Consider the following 19,751-nt stretch of genomic DNA (forward strand, 5'->3'; position numbering starts at 1 on the left):
GGGCAAGGCGCCGGGAGCGCCGCCGCCGGGCTGCGCGGCTCCGGGCCAGGCGCCGAAGGCCGCGGCCGGGGCCAACGGCTCGGGCGGAGCCACCGGGGCCGGGGCGGGGGGCTGCTGCACGGGGGGCTGCTGCACGGGGGCCGGGGCCTGGTACACGGGAGCCTGCTGCACGGGGGCCTGCTGCACCGGAACCGGCGGCGCGGGGGGCCGTACGGTCGCGGGGGCCATGGCGTGGGCCTCCGGCCCGGGTACGTAGCCCATGGCGGGGGCCGGGGCGAAGGCGGCGGCCGAGGCCGCACCGCCGCGCTCCAGCCGTTCGAGCCGCGCCTGCACGGAACGCTCGTCGTCGAAGGCGGCGGGGAGCAGCACGCGGGCGCAGATCAGCTCCAGCTGCAGCCGGGGCGAGGTGGCTCCGCGCATCTCCGTGAGCCCCGTGTTGACGAGATCGGCGGCCCGGGACAGCTCGGCGGCCCCGAAGACGGAGGCCTGGGCCTGCATCCGCTCGACCACGTCGGCGGGGGCGTCGATGAGCCCCTTCTCCCGGGCGTCGGGCACGGCGGCCAGGATCACCAGGTCGCGCAGCCGCTCCAGCAGGTCGGCGACGAAACGGCGCGGGTCGTTGCCGCCCTCCACCACCCGGTCGACGATCTCGAAGGCGGCGGCCCCGTCCCCGGCGGCGAAGGCGTCCACGACGGCGTCGAGGAGGGTCCCGTCGGTGTACCCGAGGAGCGAGGTGGCCATGGCGTACGTCACACCCTGCTCGGCGGCGCCGGCCAGGAGCTGGTCCATGACGGACATGGAGTCACGGACGGAGCCGGCGCCGGCGCGCACGACGAGCGGCAGCACGCCCTCCTCGACGTGGGCGCCCTCGCGGCCGCAGACCTCGCCGAGGTAGTCGCGCAGGGTGCCGGGGGGCACGAGGCGGAAGGGGTAGTGGTGCGTCCGGGACCGGATGGTGCCGATGACCTTCTCGGGCTCGGTCGTGGCGAAGATGAACTTGAGGTGCTCCGGCGGCTCCTCGACCACCTTCAGCAGGGCGTTGAAGCCCGCCGGGGTGACCATGTGCGCCTCGTCGATGATGTAGATCTTGTACCGGCTGGAGGCGGGCCCGAAGAAGGCCTTCTCGCGCAGGTCACGGGCGTCGTCCACACCACCGTGCGAGGCCGCGTCGATCTCGATGACGTCGATGGACCCCGGCCCGTTGCGCGCGAGGTCCTTGCAGGACTGGCACTCCCCGCAGGGGGTGGGCGTGGGGCCTTGCTCGCAGTTCAGGCAGCGGGCGAGGATGCGCGCGCTGGTGGTCTTGCCACAGCCTCGCGGCCCACTGAACAGGTACGCGTGATTGACCCGGTTGTTGCGCAGCGCCTGCATCAGCGGGTCAGTGACATGCTCCTGACCGATGACCTCGGCGAACGACTCGGGGCGGTAGCGGCGGTACAGCGCAAGGGACGACACGTCTACGAGGTTATCCGGGCCCACCGACAACGGCGGCCCGCAGACCCGCCCGGTCCTCCGTGGTCCGCCCTACGCGTCCGCGCGCGGAACGTTCGTACCGCGTGCGCGATCCCGCGCCGATGCGTGTGTGATGCCGCTGAGCGGCCCGGCCGGCCCGACCCGTCCCGGAACGCAAAGCGCCCCCCACGCACCCGCCAGAGCCCACTTACCCTTGCTGCCTTCCGGCCCTGGGGGAGTTGGGTGAGATAGCGCCACGTGAGGGGCTGGCCCCACCCTAGCGGATGGAAGGCCCCGGAATCGAGCCGGACCCCGGCCGAAGCTCCACGCGACCCCGACCCGGACCCCGACCTGACCCCCGCCCCGGACCCCGGTCCGGGCCCGCCCGACGATCACGTTCGCGAGCACCCCTCAACGTCTTGTATTGTTTGCCGCGGAGGATTCGCCTAGTGGCCTAGGGCGCACGCTTGGAAAGCGTGTTGGGGGCAACCCCTCACGAGTTCGAATCTCGTATCCTCCGCCATTGCTCTCACCGGGCAATACGTTGAAGAGCCCCACCGCTTGCGGTGGGGCTCTTTGCGTTGTCCCGTCTCAGTTTCCGTCTCAGTTGGGGGCGGGATCCTCCTGGGCGGCCCCCCAGAGCGCGTCACCGATCTGCTTGGCAACGTTCTTGAGCATGGGCCCGGTCACGTGCATGTACCGGGCGCGCATCCGTGCGGACCCGCCCGGCTCCCAACCCATGATCGCGTCGACCAGGACGTCGGGGACTCCCAGCAGCAGGAGCACCGTCCCGGCGGTGTGGCGCGCGTCATGGAGCCGCCCGTCCCGGACTCCGGCGTCCCCCAGAAGCTTCTTCCAGTGGTGGTAGTCCGTGTTCGGGATGAGGGGCCCGCCGGTCAGCTGCGCGAAGACGTACCCCTTGTCCTCCCACTCGTCCCCGGCCTGCTTCCGCTCCCGCCCCTGCTCCTCCTGGTGCTTCCGAAGGAGCTTGATGATCGGCTCGGGCAGACCGATGGTGCGGCGGCCTGCACGGGATTTGGTGTTCTTGACCTCGCGCCGGATCTCCTTGCGGGCCGGGCAGTACCCGGGCTTCCTGCCGCAGCTCTCCCTGCACCCGTGCTCGTACTTCGGCCGCAGCCGGTTCTTCCGGACCCGGATGTACCCGGCGTCGAGGTAGACGTCCTCCCACATGAGGCCCAGAGCCTCTCCCTGCCGCAGGCCGAGGGCGAGGGCGATGACCCAGCGGGCACTGTTGCGGAGCTTGGACGCCTCCAGGAGCAGGCTCTGAATCTCCTCGATCGTGTAAGGCTCGATCTCCTCCTCTTCGAGCCGGGGCGCCTTCGCGATCTCGGCCACGTTCTTGGGGACGTGCCCGCGTCGAACCGCTTCGGTGAGGGCGACCCGGATCGTTCGGTGGACGTGGTGGGCCGTCCCGGCCGCGCTGCCACGCTTCTGCATGAGGGCGTAGAACTCTTCCAGGTGCTCCGGCTCCAGCCGGTCGAGCTTGTGGGCCCCCAGGCCCGGCACGAGGTGGACCCTGACGTCCACCTCGTAGCCGTCGTAGCTGTTCTCACTTACGTACTTCTTGGCGATGTTCTCGACCCAGTGCTCCAGCCACGTCCTCACGGTCCACTGCTGACCGATCTTCCGTACGGTTCCGGCCTTGCGCGCCTGCTCCAAGGCCCGAACGGCCTCAGTGACCTCGGCACGTGTCTTGCGCTCAACGTGCCGGCGGTCGGGCTTGCCGTCCGGCCGCACTCCGACGGTCACACGGCCGTGCCACTTTCCGTCGGTGCCGAGGTAGATGGTCGACGCGCCGTTGGGCTGGCGGGTGCGCTTCTTCTCTTCCACAGGGGTCCTCTTCAGTGGGCGGACACGGCAGGGCGGTGGGCGGCACGCAGCCGAGTGACGTAGTCGTGGACAGCGCCCACCGGCACCCGCCGCAGGCGGCCGACGGGCACGGACTCCAGCTCGCCGGTACCGATCAGGCGGAAACAGAGCGTCCGGCCAATCCGCAGCCGCCGCGCTGCCTCCTCAACGGTCAGCAGAACCAGCGTGAGATCGATCGGCGGATCGACGTCGTGAGCATCCATCCCTGGGTTCTCCTTCGTTCCCGTAGACAGACGGTGGCCGCCCTCACTCGTCGTGAAGGCGGCCACCGGATGCAAGTTGCGTTCACATTGCGTTGAGTCGCGACTCAACGCGTCTCAGACGTGGTCCATGGGCGGTTGAGTCGCAGTGAGTCGCGACTCAGAGGAATGTGGATCGGACTGCTTGAGCGTGATCCCGCTGTACGCAGGCACCTGCCGGCCGTACTGGTCGCGCGGCCGGGTGCGGCGGAGCTGGGGGACGACGGACTGGAGGTTGCGGCCGAAGACCTGCTTGGTTCCGGCACGTACGCCGTTGTCCTCGGCCCACTCGCGCCAGACGGCCCACAGGGCGTCCACGGGTACTTCGCAGGCCGGTCCGGTGTTGCAGCGTTCGCGGACGAATGCGCTGGTGGGGGATGCGGTGTCTTGCATGATCATGACTGCGTCTTGGGAGGAGGCGGGTTGGGTGATGCGGCCGGTTTGCTGAAGTCGGGCGAGTCCGTCGAGGGCCCAGTTGAGGATTCCGGGCATCTCGCGCTTGAGGGATTCGTCGAGGGTGGTGTCTTCCTTGCCGAGCCAGGAGACGGTCATGTTGAGGACGATGAACCGTCGGGCGATCACGCCGGAGGAGTCTCCGAAGCTGGGCAGTTCGTTGGTGAGGATCATCAGCCGGGTGGGAAGCTTCCCGGTCCACAGGTCGCGGTACTTCCGGTCGATGTCGATGGTGTCCTCACCGGAGATCGTGAGGAGCCGCTCCACCACCTGACCGCCCTCGTTCCCGGTCAGCCGGGCGTCGGAGATGACCGCGAGCGGCTTGTCGACGAGCGAGGACAGCCCGAAGTTGGTGCCCAGGCTGGCCAGGGTGGGGCCGGCGATGTTCTTCTTGCCGACGAACTCGGTCAGGACCCGGGTGATGGTGCCCTTCCCGGACCGGGTGGGCCCCTTGATGAGCAGGATCTTCTGCTGGTCGGTGCGGCCGGACAGGACGTAACCGAACCACTCCTGCAAGGCCTGGATAGCGCTGGGGTCATCGGGCCAGAGCTGGTTGAGGAACTTCTGCCAGGCCGGGGCCGTGGCGTCCTCGTCGTAGGCGAACGGCACCGACACGAGGTTGAAGAACCCTGGCGTGTGGGGCAGCAGAGCCCTGTCCCGGATCCGCAGGAGTCCGTTCTCGCAGGCGACGATCGGGCTGCGGTCCCCTGCCGCTTCCTCCCGGTCGGTCCACGACGGGGCGTCCACCTCCGAGGGCAACAGGGTGATGGCGGACAGAGCGTCCAGGAGGTTGCTCAGCTTGGTCCGGGTGGGCGCCCAGTCCTTGACCTCGGGCAGGCCTTCCTTGTCGAGACCGGCGACGTAGGTGGCGTGCTCCAGCTCCTTGTAGAGGGTGGCGCGCATCTGCTGCTCTTCGAACTCGCGCCAGCAGGTGCCCGTCCAGCGCATCCACGCTCCCCGCCACCGCCTGCACAACAGCCGTTCCTGCTCGTCCTGCCAGCCGGGCAGGATCCGGCGTGCGACGGCCATCGGGTTGGACGGAGCGGGCAGCTCCTCAGCGAGGCTCATGCGGCCTTCCTCCCTTCCTGAGCGGGCGTGATGTGGGGGCAGGCGGTGCGGTGCTGCTCGTGGTCGGCGATCAGGGCGAGCGCACGCCGCTGGCCGGCGGCGAACAGGTCCCGCCCACACGCGCACCAAGACCGGACGGACGGGGTCACACCGCGTCCGGGCGCGGTGATGCGGAGCCAGGCGACAGGGCGGCGCCCGTCGTCCCAGCACAGGTCAGAACGAAGGGCAGAAGGGACGCCTTCGGCGACGACCTTCGGCGCACCACTCGCGTCGGTGGCGGGGGTCGGTTCGGCGGAGCGGGTGCCGGTGGTCACGACGCCCTCACCGCTGCAACGGGAAGGCCGCCGCGCGCGACCGCGCGCTCGGCGTACGCCTCGGGCACGCCAACAGCGACGGCCGCATCGATGACCTGGCGCCCGAGCATCTCCAGGCCGCAGGGGCCGGGGCACCCGGCATGCTGGTTGGCGAGGAAGCGGGCGACACCGTAGGCGGTGCTGCCAGCGCCCTGCTCGTGGCAGGCGGCGACCCTGGCCAGACCCTGGGCGAGGCCGGTTTGGACGAAGGTGTCGGTGTGGCGGCAGCCGGTGGCCACCGACCGGTCCCAGGTGGCGCGGGCAGGAGAGGAAGAGTCCACCTCCCCTCGAAGGGGCCGGGTGGACTCTTCCCTCACGACCAGCGCCCGGACGACGTCCGGCAGGGCGCTGATGGGGCCGGTGCCGGGGCCGCGCCACACGGCGTAGGCCATGAGGGACTTGATGTCTACGCCGGGACGCACCTTGTTGGCGGATTGCGTGGCGCCTCGGTAGATCCAGTGCTCACCCCGGGTGGTCGGGACGACCTTGGTCGCGGGGAGGGCCTGGCGGGCCCAGGCGACTGCGTCGGCGGTGTCGAGGTCTACGACGGTGAGGTGGGCGCCGCCGGGGTGGTAGGCCACTCCTCCGGCCTGGTGCCAGGAGCGGGCCCATTCCGGGGAGGTGAGTACCGCCGGGTTGGTGGTGGCGGCGGCCCAGCCGTGGCAGGGGGCAGGGCAGTGGCAGGGTCCGGCGAACTTCATGTGCGGGCGGTCGCCGCACTGGCAGGGCCCGGCGGATGCGCTGCTCGTGCAGGCGGGGCAGTTCCCCACGGGGAGCTTGCCCTCCCGCAGCGGCAGGGCGGGCAGGCCGAGTTCGGCGAGCCAGAGTGCGGTACGGAGGTGGGCCGGTAAGGCCGGCCGGTTGGGGTCTCGCGGGAAGTCGGTCGGGTGGGTCATGCTGGTCTCTCCAGTTCTTGCGTTCTGGACGAGAGCGGCCCCGATCATTGGCGTGAGAGGGGGCCGCTCTCGGCATGTTCGGACGGATGAAACGGAATCCCTTCCGCCGAGCGGGCAGGGAGGGACAGGCACCCCCTGCCGGGAGGCTTGCGGAGGGGGTTTCGGGGGTCTGACCTGCGGTGCCTCCCTGCCTCCCTGGCGGATCATTTGTGCAGCTCAGGGCCAGGGAGGCGGGCCAGGGAGGCAGTTAGGGAGTTCTCCCTGCCTCCCTGGCCGCGCAGGGGTCTGCTTCCTCTACTCAGCGACAGAAGCGGAATCAGTTTCGGGGCGGCTGGCAAGGAGACGGGCGACGCGGTCACGGCCGATGGTCATCCGGCCGTCGGACTTGTAGGGAGCGGCGGGGGTGCCGTCGAGGACGCGCTTGAGGTCGAGGAACGACCAGCCGCCGTACGCCTTCTCGTTCAGTGCGGCGAGGCGCTTGAGGACGTCCTGCGTGAGGACGCGCGGCTCGGTGCCGAGCACGGACAGGATGTCCGCGAGCGGGTCGACGGCCGGCCCGTGGTCGACGGTGTGCGCGGTGATGACTCCGTCGCGCAGGGCCTTGGCCCGGTCGGCGATCTCGGTGGCTTGCTCGGTGTCGATGAAGTGGGTGCGGACCGTGATGGATGCCTGCCCGGCCGGGATGGTGATGCCGTCGGAGGCGACAACGACGGTGCCCTTGTCGAGACCCTGGCGGAGCAGGTGCGGTGCGGCCCCGCCGTCAATGGCCTTGTCGCCCAGCGCCATGCGGGCCTGCGACTCGGTGCCCAGGACGAGGGAGATGCGGGTGTGTGCGCCCTCACGGACGAGCTTGGGAAGGTTCTGGTCGGTGGGGTCCTGCGTGCCCTCCCACAGGAGCACGTCCACGGCCCGACCCTGGTTGTGAATCTTCCGTACGGCCATGAAGTAGCGGGAGGTGGCCTTGGAGCCGCCGTAGGGCCGCTTGTCGTCCCCGACGGTCGGGCACATGAACGCAACCTGGGCTTCGTCCACGATGCCGACGAGCGGGGTGAAGACGGTTCCGGGCGGGGCCTGGAGCCGGCGCTCCATCTCCGCGACCAAGCTTTCGGCCATCTCGGTCGCCTGCACGACGTGCCCGTCGGTCGGCCCCTGGATGAGGGTGGTGGCCAGGCCGTCGAACATGGCCCAGTCGCCTGCGCCCTTGAGGTCGGCGATCCGGAACTCGACCGTGCGGTCCAGAGCGAGCCAGAGTGCGAGTGCGCGAAGGGCTGCGGTCTTGCCCTGGTTCGACAGACCCGTGGCCAGCACCATGCGCTGGTACAGGCTCAGCGCCGCCGCGTCGCCGCGCAGATCCTGACCCCACGGGGCCTTACCCGACTTGTAGTTCGCGGTCGTCGCCACGTCGGTGGTCAGCGGGGACGGGCCGATCGGCTGGTCGAGGGCGCCGGAGTCGGCGATCCACAGCCGCACGGTGCGGGCAGCTACGGGGATGGTGATGAAGACTTCGTGTTCGTGGCGGGCGAGGTTCTCGGCGAGCTTCTTACGCCGTCCCTGCACTTCGGCGGTCGTGACTCCGGAGGGGAGGGTGACGTCGACTTCGACACCGCATCCGGCGATGCGGATAGGGCCGAGCATCGCGGCGCCGGCATCCCCCATGTCCTTGATCGCGCCCCGGAGCGGGGCGATACCGAGGTCACGCAGGGCTGTGACGACGATGGACGGGGTGATGGGTGCTCCGGCGTCGTCGCGCTGCTTGGCGGGGAGCGTCCACTGCGGTGCGGTCTGCTGGCGCCGGCCGACGCCCCACAGCGCCAGTAGGGCCAGCCACGGCCCGACAACCAGGGCGGGGCCCCACACGACGGTGGCCACGACCACGATCATCCGGATCGCTTCGATCACCGAGCCGATCGGGGCGAGGACCCAGGAGATGTCCTTGTTGGCTATGGCCAGCACGATCCCGAGCAGGAGGAGCCCACCGACGGTGAGGCCGGTGCCGACGGCCGCGCTTTTGGCGAGGTCGGGGGCGGAGCGGAGCAGGTCCATGCGGCGGTGGTGGCGGCCTGAGCGGAAGCGCTGCAGGCGGTCCTCCCACTCCTTGGCCTCCTCGAAGTTCCCGCCCGCTTCGGCGGCGCGGATCATCCGCTCGTACCGGGACGCGGTCCGCCCGTCCCACGTCCGCTTCGCCGTGATCCTCGTGCCGCCGATGACGTACATGCCGTGGCGGGCGACCAGCCGGGCGGCGGTGCGGGTCTGCTCGCTGGTCACGGCCGTACGCACACCGGATGCAGTGCGCTTCCAGACCCGCACCGGCCGCACCGCGTCGGCGACGGCCGGGGCCGGGGTGGGGGAAGCCGCGGTAACCGTGTCGGTCGAGGTCGAGGGGTCCTTGAACAGGGGGACGACGTTGTCGGTCATGCTGAAAGCTCCTGCTCTCACTGACTGGCTCAGGGTGGGTGGGGTCCGGGGTGGCCGGCATTCTTTGGCGAGAGGGGCGGCCACCCCGGAGCACAGCTACTTCGTCTTGAGGTTCTTGGCGCGGGCCTTGCGGGCGGCCTTCTCGGCCTCAGCCAGGTCGGCGGCGTGCTGGGCGTCGCGTTCGCGGGCGCCTTTGACGATCCGCTCGAACTTGCGCTCAAGGTCGCCCTGGTAGACGGTCTGACTGGCGATGCCGCGCTTGGCCATCCGGGCGGTCAGCCACGCCAACTTGGCGATCTCACCTGCGGTGTACTTCGGGTCCTTCTCCATCAGGAGAACTCCTTCCGGGGCCGGTCTGTCCGGCTCCCCTCACCACCCGGCACGGGGCCGGGTGGATCGGGCAGCCGTCAGCGGCGGCGGCGGGCCTTGCGCACGTTCTTCACGGCCTGCGTGCCGCTCGGGCTGCCGACCGACTTCACGACCGTGTGGACGCCCCAGCCGAGAACCAGGACGAGGAACGCGAGAACGGCGATGTTGGCGGCGATCGCAGTCAAGGCGGCGATCAGGAGCGGGCCGAAGTACACGCCGGCCGCGACCGCCCCGGCGCCGACGCCGGAGCCGAGCGCGATGCGCTGGACGGTCTTGTCGGGCGGGGCCTGGTGGATGTGCTGGTGCACGACCTGCGGCCCGGCGTACGCGGCGGGCAGAGACGCGGGGTCGGCGTAGACGTGGGTGCCGTCCGGGAGCTGGACGACGGTGGCGTGTGCGGGGAGTTCGGGCAGGTGGTTCACGGTCAGCCCCCTTCGGGGTAGGCACAGGGAACACACATGCCGAGCGAGGCCGGTATGACGTATCCGGCGTCGCGGCGGCATTCGGGGCAGGTACGGCGGGCGGCATTGGCCTTGGCCAGAGCAGCCGTCTTGGCCGGGGTCATCGGTCGGACCGGCTTCGCCCGGTCGACGCGGTAAAGAAACGCGGCGAGCGGGCCGCGCCGGAAGCGCGGCCGCAGCACCTGGCCAGCGATGTCCTGCCCACCCGGGCGGAGCCCCAGGGCCCGTAACTGCCGGCGGGTAGCGAGGCCGTCGGGGGCAAGGCGCCAGGGGAAGGTTGGCAGGCCGTGGACTCTTCCCGTCGGATCGTGGCAGTCGGCGAACGACAGGCTCATCCGGCCACCGCCGCCGCGTCCCGCTCACGCTCAGCCTTCAAGGCCTCGCGCACGATCCGAGCCTTGGCCGGGGAGGTGCGCAGGGCCTTGCGGATTCCTTCACCGGTCAGCTTCTCGATCGGCCACGACTCCGTCAGGCTCCGCGCCTCACCGAGCAACTCGGCATCGGTGCGGGTCGGTCGGGTCGATCGGGCGGCCGCCGGGACTCGACCGGTCGCCCGACGGGGGCGCGGTGATTCAGCCGCCGCGATGAGCTGCGGACGCTCTTCGATCGGCTCGACCGGGGCGGTGGTGGAAGAGTCCACCTCCTGCTTCGGCTCCGGCAGCTCGACCGGCGGTTCGCCCTGCTCAGGGGTCGACCGATTTACGGTGGTCTGGGCTAATTCTTGAGCGGTCGGTTTGATCGGGGGCTTGTGGTGGAGGACTTTGGCGACGAGGTCTGAGCCGAAGTAGATCGACCCAACTGGGAGCGACGTCGCCAGCAGGACGAGCGCCCAGTTGGCGGGGTCCCAGTCGGCCAGTCGAGTCCAGTCGATCGACTCGGCGTGCAGTTCGGGCAGCAGACCGTGGACGTAGTTCAGGACCAGCGAGGCGAGCGTGTAGGACGCCAGCACTCGCAGGGCGAAGCGGCGGGCCTCATCGGTCAGCACGAGGGCTGCGACGAGTGCGAGGGCCATCAGGCCGTCGACAACGAACGGGTACAGCGTCGCCGCCGTGCCGTCCGCACCGATCGCCCTGGCGACGTCCCGCAGGGCGTTCCAGGAGACCCGGAAGGCCATGGCGACCACGACGACCAGCGCGAGGACAAGCGCGGCTTTCGCCTTGCGGTTCATGCCGCGTCGCCGGAGGAGGGGAGGTGGGCGGCCCGGTTCTCCAGCGCGGTCCGCTCCGCCAGTACCCGTCGGCACGCCCGGCGGAGCCGCTGCTCGTCCACCTCGGTGGGCGTCCGGTCCAGCGTCATGATCTGCGCGTCCAGCAGGTCGCGCTCCGCCAGGATCAGCGGCAGCTCCTGCTCGATCGCGTTCAGCTCCGCGTCCGACGGCTCCAAGCCGTCCGACCACGGGGTAACGAGGTTCTGAAGTGCAGCGATGGACTTCATGGGTCTTGCTCCTTCGAGAGAGGAACGGGCCCGAACAGCAGCCCCCGGCGTCCTACCGCCGGGGGCTGCACTTCGTTGAGGAGGTGAAGCGGGAAGAACTCCGGCTCCCCTCGACTCCGCCCGTGCGAGACGGGCGGAGGAGGCAACCGGCCGCGGCCGAGGACGGCACGGAAGGTTGAGCAGCACGCATGTCTCCTTCAGGTCTAGGACCTGGCGTAGGCGTATGGAGACGGGACCTTTCGGTCTAAGCCCTCCGGTGAATGACAAGGCGCCGGGTCGCCTCCCCCCGTCCGATGCGGGGCTCCTGGTTGTGCGTTCATGCAGGTCAAAGCAGTGCTAGGCCCCCACGCTTTTGTTTGCCTAGGGGGTCTATGCGCTGACCTGATAGCCAAGGTAGGCAGTCCCGGCGTAGCCGTCAAGCCCCCCTGGCGGTATGGTTGCTAGACCCCCTAAGCGCGGAGGTTGTGAATGCACGCGGAGATGCAGCGAGTGGCCGAGGTCGCGACCCCTGTCGATCGGGCCAAGGCTGCGAGCGACCTGATGACGGACTACCAAGGGCGCGTCACCGAGCTGTCCCGGATCCGGCGGGAGGCCATTGAGGAAGCCTCTGCTGCCGGCATGTCTCAGTCGGAGATCGCCGCCCTGCTGGGCGTCAGCCGTGGCCGCGTCGGACAGCTCGCCTCCCAGGGGCCGCCCCCGGAGCGCGCCTTCTTCGGAACGGACCTCGTGACGATCTCCCTCGGCGGGAAGTACGAGGCGGGCAAGTCACCGTCCGAGAACCCCGGCGAGGTAGTCGCCAGGGAGGATCTCGGCAACTTCGACCGACTCCGAAAGCTGCTCGCGACGCTCAAGCTGGACTCTCAGTACGAGGTGATCCCGCCTAGCGGCATGGTGAACCTGAACCGCGACAACCACGTGGTGGTCTGCGGTCCGCGCCTGTCGCCGATCGTTGCGCAGGTGCTCGAAGGCGATGACTACCTGCGGTTCGAGAAGGACCACGCTTGGCACCTCGTGGATCTGAAGACGGAGGAGCGCTACAGGTCCCCGATGGACGAGGACGGCACCGCCGGGGATTTCGGCTACCTGGCTCGCCTCCCCCGTCTAGACGGGCGAGGGACCTTCCTGTACGCGGCCGGGATCCACGCCATCGGTGCGAACGGTGTCGTCCACTGGCTGGAGAACAACCTGCCGGAGCTCTATCGCGAGGTGCGCACTCGCCGCTTCTCGACGCTGATCTCTTGCCTGTATGACCCCAAGACGCTGGAAGTCCTGGAAAGCAAGAGGGTCACCCCGATCTACCGACACGAGGCGTGACATGTACGTGAGCGTTGCAACTCAGGCAGGAAGCCCCGCTCCGAACGAGGACTGGGTGGGCGCCACACCTTCTCTGGCTGTAGTGCTGGATGGGCTCAGCACCGCGGGCTTGGACACCGGTTGTCGGCACGGTGTTCCTTGGTACGTGGCTCAGCTTGGGGGCCATCTCGTCGCAGCGCTCACCGTGGCGGACAAGTCTCTCTCGGAGGGGTTGGCGCAGGCCCTGGAACAAGTCGCGGCACTGCACCCGACTTGCGATCTGGCGAACCCCGGTACGCCTTCAGCCACCGTGGCACTCCTCCGCGAGCAGGGGGATCACTTCGACCACCTCGTTCTCGCCGATTCGCCGATCGTCCTCCAGAAGCAAGACGACGTCGTCGTACTCACGGATCTTCGCGTCGATGAGGTCTGTGCAGAGCAGCGGGCGGAGACGGAGCGGTACGAGACTGGGACCCCGGACCATAGTGCAAGCGTGGCCAGGCTCGTGGCCGCGCAGCGTGCGATCCGAAACACAACCGAGGGGTACTGGGTCGCCTCCGCGCACCCAGTCGCCGCCTTCCACGCCTTGACCGGGAGCGTGCCGGCGGAAGAGGTCCGTGCGGCTGCGGTCCTATCGGATGGCACCTCCCGCCTTGTCACCGAGTACCAGATGGCCACCTGGGGGAATGTCTTCGATGAACTACGTGCACACGGCCCGGCGTCACTGATCGGCACTGTCCGAAAGGTGGAGGCCACCGACCCTCATGGGCGGCGGTGGCCCAGGTACAAGGTCGGGGACGATGCCGCCGTGGCCTTCTGCCTGCCCGATCACGCCCAGGGGAACCAGTTGCCCTCGGACGGGCATCGCCCGCCCCCTCTCCCGTAGCGGGGTGAAGTGCATCGCGCAAGCCCCACGCACGCGAAGCGACCGCTCAGCGAACCCTTAAAGTGATCTGCGCCACACAAAATTGGCCCGGCAAATAGCGGGCTTGGCCATCTATATGGGCGGGCAGTAGCAGCGGAAAGGGAAGCGTTCCCGCTGGTCGGGCGGCCAGGGGCCTGCGAACTGCTCTGGACCCCGGTCCCACAACTCGCCCGACAGACACCCTTCAGAATGAAGCGTGGCGCAAGTCACAGAACTTGCTGTGGGCTGGGGCCCGATGAGCCAATAGTTCACGAAGCGGCCGCCCATCGGAAGCTTCCCCAACTGCCCTATGGTCCGCAGCCCTTAACGGGCTGCGGCCCCCTGCTGTGAACAGGGGGCCGCTGGGTTTTCGTAGATCGACACCCAAGAGGGAGCCATTACCCATGGCCCAGTTTAGTGCTGCGAGCCCGAAGCGCGACAAGGGGCGTAAGGACGGTCTGGTCGCTGCGGCGACCATCCTGGCCGGTATGACCCTTAGCGGCCTCGCGGTCGCGGGGATCGTAGGGCCCGGCGAAGCGACGGCTGTCGCCACGATCGCCGCGTCGACCGCAACCGTCTACGCCCTCGTCCGGCGCCGGGATGCGGTAGGCAAGCAAGACGGCCCGACGGAGCTGAACAGCTGAAGGGCGGAGGAGGATGGGGACGGCCTCCGGCCGCCCCCATCGCCTCGCTCCACCCGTCTCAGTTCCCGTCTCGTTCAGGTCGGTTCAGCAGCGTTCACCACCGACCACACCCCGGGTGGACAGGCAATCGAGGACGCTCGTGAACGCAGGTGAACGGCCGCGAATCCGGCTCTAACTTGTACCAACAGACTTGGAAAGCGTGTTGGGGGCAACCCCTCACGAGTTCGAATCTCGTATCCTCCGCCATTGCTCTCACCGGGCAATACGTTGAAGAGCCCCACCGCTTGCGGTGGGGCTCTTTGCGTTCCGTGGTCTCAGGAGCTGGAACAGACCGAGCCCAGGCTAAGACGGCCGGGGCAGCTTCGGCCGGGTGGTGATCTCGGCGACCACATGGGTGTCGAGCAGATAGATCACTCGCCATCCGCCTGCACGCTGTGGTCCACGGGCCCATGCCTGAAGACCACCCTGGGCCGGACAACCCTGGAGAGGGCCTGGAACAACCCGACTCCGACCCGTGAGCGGGGATCTTTCGCCGTGCGAGACATCCACACCCACCGGATGGGTCATCCTTGAGCCCGGTGCCGGACTGGCCGAGGTCCGGCCACGGCCCGTTTCCTGGCCGGAGGAGAGGTTTCCATGGCGTCCGGATCAACACTGACAGCCTGGCTGAGCGGTCTCGACGGCCCGCGCCTGGCACGCGTGCTCGCGACACGGACCGACACCGCGTCCCCTCCGGAGCCCCGCTCGGTGGGGGAGCTGGCGGACCGCCTTCAGCGGCCGGGGTCGGTGGCACTCGCGCTGCCCCTGCTCACCCTGCCCGACTTGCAGGTGGCCGAAGCCGTGGCGGCGCTCGGTACGAACGCGTCGCGCGAGGCCCTGGCGAAACTGCTGGGGGCGACGGCAGGCCAGGCCGGCCTCGCGCTGGAAGCGGTCCTGGAGACTCTCGCCGGGCACGCGCTGGTCTGGTCGGACCACAACGGAAGGCTCCACACGGCGGCACCGTTGCGGCGAGCGTGGGACGCGCCGCTCGGGCTGGACGCACCGCTTGCCGAGCTGCTGGCGGACATGACCTCCGACGAGCTGCGCGGCATGTTGGCGGCGCTGGGCATCAAGCCGCCCGGCACCAAGCAGCAGCGTATGACGGCGCTCGTCGCGCACCTCAGCGACCCGAAAGTCGTTGCCGAAGTGGTGGCACGAGCGCCCGCGGTCACCCAGAAGCTGCTGACCCACCGGGCAGGGTCTGCGCCGAGGCCGCCGCAGGCCCTCGTGTTCGGGACCCCTGGCCCCGTCCTCGAACCGGGGGCGCGATGGGCACTCGACCGGGGCCTCCTGATCCAGGACCGCCGCCGATACGGTCCCGCGCGCATGCCCGTCGAAGTCGCCCTGGCGTTGCGCGGGCCCACCTGGCACGCCCCCTTCGACCCGCTCGCACCGTCTCCTCAGCTGGTGTCCATCACCCCCGCCGACGTGGAGCGGGAGGCTGCCGCCGCGGCCACGGCGTTCGCGGCCCACGCCGCCTCGGTTCTCTCGGCATGTTCCTCGGCTCCGCCGGCCAGGCTCAAGTCCGGTGGGATCGGTGCACGTGAGCTGGCCCGGATCGGCAAGGCCGCCCAAGCCGACGATGCCGTGGTCCGCATCACCTTGGAGACCGCGTACACGGCCGGGCTGCTGGCCCGGGACGGCGACCGCGTGGCGCCGACCGAGGCCTATGACGTCTGGGCGGAACAGGAGCCCGCAGAGCGGCTGTCCACGCTGCTCCAGGCATGGCGCGAACTGCCACTCACCCCTACCCGGGCGCGCGACGAAGACAACAGGGCGCTACCTGCCCTCGCGGGAGCACCGCCCTGCAACGGCTGCCGCCAGGCCCGCCACGGGCTGTTTGCCGCGGCGGCACAGCTCCCAGCCGGTCAGGGGGTGAAGAACGCGTCCGATCTCGGACCGATGGTGGCCTGGCATCGCCCGCTCGCCGACGCCTCGCCTACGGACATCACCCCGTTCGCCACGGTGATCCGCGAGGCCGAAATGTTCGGAGTGATCGCCCGAGGCGCTCTGTCGGCTCTGGGCGCCCATCTGCTCGCCTACGACGCGGAAGGACTGACTGCCACCTGCCGCCGACTGCTGCCCCCGGCCGCCGAAACCGCCCGGATCGGCGGCGACCTCACCGCCGTCGTCGCCGGCACACCGGCCGCGCGGGTCGCCTTGGTCCTCGATGCCACCGCGGACAGGGAAACCAGTGGCACGGCCTCGGTGTGGCGGTTCAGCTCCGCGAGCATCCGACGGGCCCTGGACGCCGGCCGCGCCCCGGGGGACATCGCAGCCGATCTGGCCGCCATCGCAGCCGGGCCCCTGCCCCAGCCGCTGTCCTATCTCATCGCCGACACCGCGCGGGGCCACGGACGCGTGCGCATCGCCCCGGCCGCCTGCGTCCTCCACGGCGAGGAGCCGGCGCTCCTGGCCGAACTCGCCGCCCACCGGGGGCTCTCCGAGCTCGGCTTGCGCCGGCTCGCGCCGACTGTTCTGGTCAGTCGTAGCTCGCTCGACACAACCCTCGCAGCGCTCCGCGCCGAGGGCTACGCCCCCGTCGCCGAAACGGCCGGGGGAACCGTACGCGTCGAGAAGGTCCGGCCCCAGCGGGCGGCCGCTCCTGTTCCGGCCCCTCGGCTGACCGGCGACAAGCACGGCACCCCCAGCACGGCCATCCGCACGTCGAAGGTCCCGGGCGGCGCCGACATTGCCGATCTGGCTGTCCGACTGCTGGCCGCACCACCGACCATGCCGGAACCCGACCCCTTCGGCAGCGGAGTCCCCTTCGGAACGGACACCGAGGAGATCGTCGCCGGATACGCGAAGCACCTGTCGTACAGCGATGTCCGCCAGCTCGCCCAAGTCATCGACACCGGCACCGCCATCACCATCGAGTACGTCGCGACCTCGGGCAGTCGCACCGTACGCACCCTGAGCAGCCTGGAACTCGACCCGCCCTACCTGGAAGCCTGGTGCCACCTGCGCGAAGCCGAACGCGTCTTCACGCTCTCCCGCATCCACAGCGTCATGCCCCAGTAGGCCGAACGGGCTCAGGGACCGGAGACCGGTCTCAGTTCCGGTCTCATTCGTACTCGTCCAGGGCCATCCGGCGAACCCTCTGGGTTAGCTTCCACCCCAGGCCAGGACGGGTACGACCCCATCCGGACAGGCATACGAACACTGCCCGAGCGCGTGGACGGATAGGGATCATGCGGTGGCGCGGCGTGCGGTCGCCATGACGAACGAGACGGGGAACAGCATGGTCGTCCACACCGCGGTGCCGCTCGGCGTCGAGGCTCCGAGGGTCCACGGGCGGGTCTGGTACGCCTCGTACGGCTCCAACATGCACATGGACCGGCTGGCCGCCTACATCGCCGGCGGGACGCCGCCCGGCGCGACGCGCTCGTATCCCGGCTGCCGGGACCGGCGGGCGCCGGAGCGGTCGATCGCCGTCCAGCTCGGCGGATGCCTCTACTTCGCCACCGAGTCCCCGGTGTGGACGGGAGGGAGGGGCTTCTACGACCCGGCGGCGCCCGGCCGGCTGCTGGGGCGGGCCCACCTCGTGACCGTGAGCCAGCTGTCGGACATCGCCGCACAGGAGATGTACCGGGAACCGGGGGCGGACCTCGACCTCGCCACGGTGCTGCGCGACGGCCGCGACGCGGCGGGCAGCGGCCGGTACGAGACCTTGATCTGCCCGGGGACGGTCGAAGGCATCCCCGTGCTGACCTTCACCGCCCCGTGGTCCCTCCGGGACGTCGAGCCGCTCATGCCGTCCGCCGCGTATCTGCGGTACCTGGCGGGCGGCCTGCTGGAGGCGGGACCGTGGGAGGAACGGGAGATCGCCGACTACCTGTCCGCCTGCTCGGGCGCGACCGGCAACTGGACACCGCGACAGGTGCTCGAACTGCTCGTGGGGCGGGGCGGAGTGGACGGTCACGGACGCCCACCGGAGGCCCCGCACTAGCGTGGGGCCATGGATGCGGCACAGGAGTTTGAGGATCACCGATCGCGGCTGTTCTCGCTGGCGTACCGGATGCTCGGCTCGGCGGCCGAGGCGGAGGACGCCGTGCAGGACGCGTACCTGCGCTGGCACGGGGCCCGGCCCGGTCAGGTGGCCGCGCCGGGGCCGTGGCTGGCCAAGGTGGTCACCAACCTGTGCCTGAACCGGCTCGCCTCCGCCCGGGTGCAGCGCGAGGAGTACTTCGGGCCCTGGATCCCCGAGCCGGTGGGGACCGGCGCCGGGGCGCTGGGGCCGATGGAGACGGCGGAGCAGCGGGACTCCGTGTCGTTCGCCGTGCTGACGATGATGGAGCGGCTGTCGGCCCCCGAGCGGGCCTGCGTGGTGCTGCGCGACGCCTTCGACTACAGCCACCGGGACATCGCGGGCGTACTCGACTGCTCCGAGGCGAACGCGCGCCAGCTCTACCGCCGGGCCAAGCAGCACCTGGCCGACGGCCGGCCGCGGTTCACCACCTCGCGCGAGCAGGACGACGAGCTGCTCGCCCGGTTCCTGGCCGCCGCCTCCGAGGGCGCGATGGACCGGCTGGAGCAGCTCCTCTCCGACCAGGTCGTCGTCTGGTCGGACGGCGGCGGCAAGGCGAGCGCGGCGAGCCGGCCGGTGGCCGGGCGGGACAAGGCGGCCCGCTTCCTCGTCGGTCTCTTCTCCCGGTGGGTCAACGGCGTGGAGATCGGGTTCGCCGAGGTCAACGGCGTTCCGGCGGTGGTCGGCCGGGCGGATGGCGAGCTGACCGCGTTCGGGGCGCTGGAGCTCGGCGAGGGCGGGATCACCGGTGTCAGGCTCGTCCTGAATCCGGACAAACTCACCTTCCTCGCAACTCAGCTCCGAAAGCTGTCACAGAACGGCTGACCCGCCGGTTCTCCATCGGTGACGGCGCGATCGACGAGGGATTCGGAAGGCTGGGACTGTGGGACCGATGGAGAACGACACGATCATGGTGACCGGTGCGACGGGCACGCTCGGCCGCGAGGTGCTGGAACGGGTCCGCCGCACCGGCCGCCCGGTCCGCGCGCTGACGCGCGGCACCGCGCTGCCCGACGACGCCGGCGTGGACTGGTACACCGGCGACCTGACCACCGGCGCCGGACTCGACGAGGCACTCGCGGGCGTCGTCACGGTCATCCACTGCGCGAGCGACATCCGGCACTTCAAGAACGACGTCCCGGGCTTCCGGCACCTGCTGGAAGCCGGGAAGCGGGCCGGCGTCGGGCACGTCGTCAACATCTCGATCGTCGGCGTCGACCGGATCCCCTACCCGTACTACCGGGTCAAGCTGGAGGGCGAGCAGCTGCTCGCCGCCTCGGGGACCGGCTGGACCAACCTGCGGGCCACCCAGTTCCCCGCGCTGCTCGACCTCGCCTTCGGGGCCCTGTCCAAGCTCCCGGTCGTCCTCGTACCGTCCGGCACCGACTGCCAGCCGGTCGACGTGGGCGAGGTCGCGGACCGGCTGGTCGAGCTGGCCCTCGGCGACCCGGCCGGCCGGGTGCCCGACTTCGCCGGCCCGACCGTGTACCCGGCCGCCGCTCTCGCCAGGGACTGGCTGCGCGCCGCGGGCAAGCGCCGTGCCGTCCTTCCCGTCCACGTCCCCGGCAGGATCGGGGCCGCCTGGCGCGCCGGCCACCTGACCGCACCGGGCCACGCGCTCGGCCGGCGCACCTGGGAGCAGTACCTCGCCGAGCGGGTCGCCCACTGACCCCGCGGCCGACCGGGCGGGCCGGGCCGGGCCGAGCGGTCCGCCTCGGCTTTCGCCCGCTCCGCCGTGGAGGAACTGAGCCTGCTGCTCCACGTGAACAAACAGGTGGACGGACAGACGGATGCGTCGGACCGCTGGACAT

At 70.3% G+C, this 19,751-nt stretch carries 19 protein-coding genes, 1 tRNA gene and 1 other RNA gene; 7 read left to right on the forward strand and 14 right to left on the reverse strand.

The window, feature by feature from the left end; genetic code table 11:
- Both ACFWBW_RS33555 and ffs read right to left on the reverse strand, forming a co-directional pair.
- Positions 1-1,455: DNA polymerase III subunit gamma and tau (locus tag ACFWBW_RS33555; RefSeq protein WP_385380786.1), on the reverse strand; the 1,455-nt coding region annotated here is incomplete at its 3' end.
- 169 nt (positions 1,456-1,624) lie between these two features.
- An RNA gene (gene ffs / locus ACFWBW_RS33560) (signal recognition particle sRNA small type) lies at positions 1,625-1,723 on the reverse strand.
- 164 nt (positions 1,724-1,887) lie between these two features.
- On the opposite strand from ffs, the gene ACFWBW_RS33565 reads away from it, so the two are divergent.
- A tRNA-Ser gene (locus tag ACFWBW_RS33565) sits at positions 1,888-1,975 on the forward strand.
- Positions 1,976-2,055: 80 nt separating this feature from the next.
- On the opposite strand, the gene ACFWBW_RS33570 is transcribed toward ACFWBW_RS33565, so the two are convergent.
- The 11 genes from ACFWBW_RS33570 to ACFWBW_RS33620 form a co-directional block, all read right to left on the reverse strand.
- Entirely contained in the window at positions 2,056-3,303 is a 1,248-nt protein-coding gene (locus tag ACFWBW_RS33570; protein WP_385380788.1) for a tyrosine-type recombinase/integrase, read from the reverse strand.
- Between the two features lie 11 nt (positions 3,304-3,314).
- Complete coding sequence (locus tag ACFWBW_RS33575; protein WP_385380791.1) at positions 3,315-3,545, reverse strand: excisionase family DNA-binding protein; 231 nt, start codon at positions 3,543-3,545, stop codon at positions 3,315-3,317.
- Positions 3,546-3,659: 114 nt separating this feature from the next.
- A complete protein-coding gene (locus tag ACFWBW_RS33580) occupies positions 3,660-5,102 on the reverse strand; it encodes a phage/plasmid primase, P4 family (protein ID WP_385380794.1) in 1,443 nt (480 codons plus the stop codon).
- On the reverse strand, positions 5,099-5,416 hold the full coding sequence (locus tag ACFWBW_RS33585) for a hypothetical protein (protein WP_385380796.1): 318 nt from the start codon (positions 5,414-5,416) through the stop codon (positions 5,099-5,101). Before ACFWBW_RS33585 ends, ACFWBW_RS33580 begins: the two co-directional genes overlap by 4 nt.
- Positions 5,413-6,351, reverse strand: coding sequence for a DNA primase (locus ACFWBW_RS33590; protein WP_385380799.1), 939 nt, complete (start codon positions 6,349-6,351; stop codon positions 5,413-5,415). The genes ACFWBW_RS33585 and ACFWBW_RS33590 overlap by 4 nt, the downstream gene beginning before the upstream one ends.
- Positions 6,352-6,645: 294 nt before the next feature.
- Entirely contained in the window at positions 6,646-8,766 is a 2,121-nt protein-coding gene (locus tag ACFWBW_RS33595; RefSeq protein ID WP_385380802.1) for an ATP-binding protein, read from the reverse strand.
- A 96-nt stretch (positions 8,767-8,862) separates the two neighbouring features.
- Positions 8,863-9,096, reverse strand: coding sequence for a DUF6257 family protein (locus tag ACFWBW_RS33600; protein WP_385380805.1), 234 nt, complete (start codon positions 9,094-9,096; stop codon positions 8,863-8,865).
- A 77-nt stretch (positions 9,097-9,173) separates the two neighbouring features.
- Positions 9,174-9,548, reverse strand: coding sequence for a DUF6251 family protein (locus ACFWBW_RS33605; RefSeq protein WP_385380897.1), 375 nt, complete (start codon positions 9,546-9,548; stop codon positions 9,174-9,176).
- Between the two features lie 11 nt (positions 9,549-9,559).
- On the reverse strand, positions 9,560-9,931 hold the full coding sequence (locus ACFWBW_RS33610) for an RRQRL motif-containing zinc-binding protein (RefSeq protein WP_385380808.1): 372 nt from the start codon (positions 9,929-9,931) through the stop codon (positions 9,560-9,562).
- On the reverse strand, positions 9,928-10,764 hold the full coding sequence (locus ACFWBW_RS33615) for a DUF2637 domain-containing protein (protein WP_385380811.1): 837 nt from the start codon (positions 10,762-10,764) through the stop codon (positions 9,928-9,930). Before ACFWBW_RS33615 ends, ACFWBW_RS33610 begins: the two co-directional genes overlap by 4 nt.
- Positions 10,761-11,030 carry a DUF6284 family protein gene (locus tag ACFWBW_RS33620; protein WP_385380814.1) on the reverse strand — a complete coding sequence of 90 codons (270 nt, stop codon included), beginning with the start codon at positions 11,028-11,030 and terminating at the stop codon, positions 10,761-10,763. The genes ACFWBW_RS33615 and ACFWBW_RS33620 overlap by 4 nt, the downstream gene beginning before the upstream one ends.
- A 468-nt stretch (positions 11,031-11,498) precedes the next feature.
- On the opposite strand from ACFWBW_RS33620, the gene ACFWBW_RS33625 reads away from it, so the two are divergent.
- Positions 11,499-12,344 carry a sigma factor-like helix-turn-helix DNA-binding protein gene (locus ACFWBW_RS33625; protein WP_385380817.1) on the forward strand — a complete coding sequence of 282 codons (846 nt, stop codon included), beginning with the start codon at positions 11,499-11,501 and terminating at the stop codon, positions 12,342-12,344.
- A 280-nt stretch (positions 12,345-12,624) separates the two neighbouring features.
- Here ACFWBW_RS33625 and ACFWBW_RS33630 read toward each other — a convergent pair whose 3' ends face one another.
- Positions 12,625-12,807, reverse strand: coding sequence for a hypothetical protein (locus tag ACFWBW_RS33630; protein WP_385380820.1), 183 nt, complete (start codon positions 12,805-12,807; stop codon positions 12,625-12,627).
- 824 nt (positions 12,808-13,631) lie between these two features.
- Between ACFWBW_RS33630 and ACFWBW_RS33635 the strand changes: the two genes are divergently transcribed.
- The 5 genes from ACFWBW_RS33635 to ACFWBW_RS33655 all read left to right on the forward strand — a co-directional run bounded on the left by ACFWBW_RS33635 (position 13,632) and on the right by ACFWBW_RS33655 (position 19,609).
- Entirely contained in the window at positions 13,632-13,871 is a 240-nt protein-coding gene (locus ACFWBW_RS33635) for a hypothetical protein (protein ID WP_385380823.1), read from the forward strand.
- Positions 13,872-14,507: 636 nt separating this feature from the next.
- Positions 14,508-16,934, forward strand: coding sequence for a helicase-associated domain-containing protein (locus ACFWBW_RS33640; protein WP_385380827.1), 2,427 nt, complete (start codon positions 14,508-14,510; stop codon positions 16,932-16,934).
- 220 nt (positions 16,935-17,154) lie between these two features.
- Positions 17,155-17,862 carry a histone deacetylase gene (locus ACFWBW_RS33645; RefSeq protein ID WP_385380900.1) on the forward strand — a complete coding sequence of 236 codons (708 nt, stop codon included), beginning with the start codon at positions 17,155-17,157 and terminating at the stop codon, positions 17,860-17,862.
- A 9-nt stretch (positions 17,863-17,871) separates the two neighbouring features.
- Positions 17,872-18,765, forward strand: coding sequence for an RNA polymerase sigma-70 factor (locus tag ACFWBW_RS33650; protein ID WP_385380830.1), 894 nt, complete (start codon positions 17,872-17,874; stop codon positions 18,763-18,765).
- Positions 18,766-18,832: 67 nt separating this feature from the next.
- The gene (locus ACFWBW_RS33655) at positions 18,833-19,609 is read left to right on the forward strand and encodes an SDR family oxidoreductase (protein WP_385380833.1); all 777 of its coding nucleotides are present in this window, start codon (positions 18,833-18,835) and stop codon (positions 19,607-19,609) included.
- Positions 19,610-19,751: the final 142 nt, after the last annotated feature.

Origin of the sequence: Streptomyces sp. NPDC059957 (assembly GCF_042730015.1) — a bacterium.
In the GTDB taxonomy this organism is placed as follows: domain Bacteria; phylum Actinomycetota; class Actinomycetes; order Streptomycetales; family Streptomycetaceae; genus Streptomyces.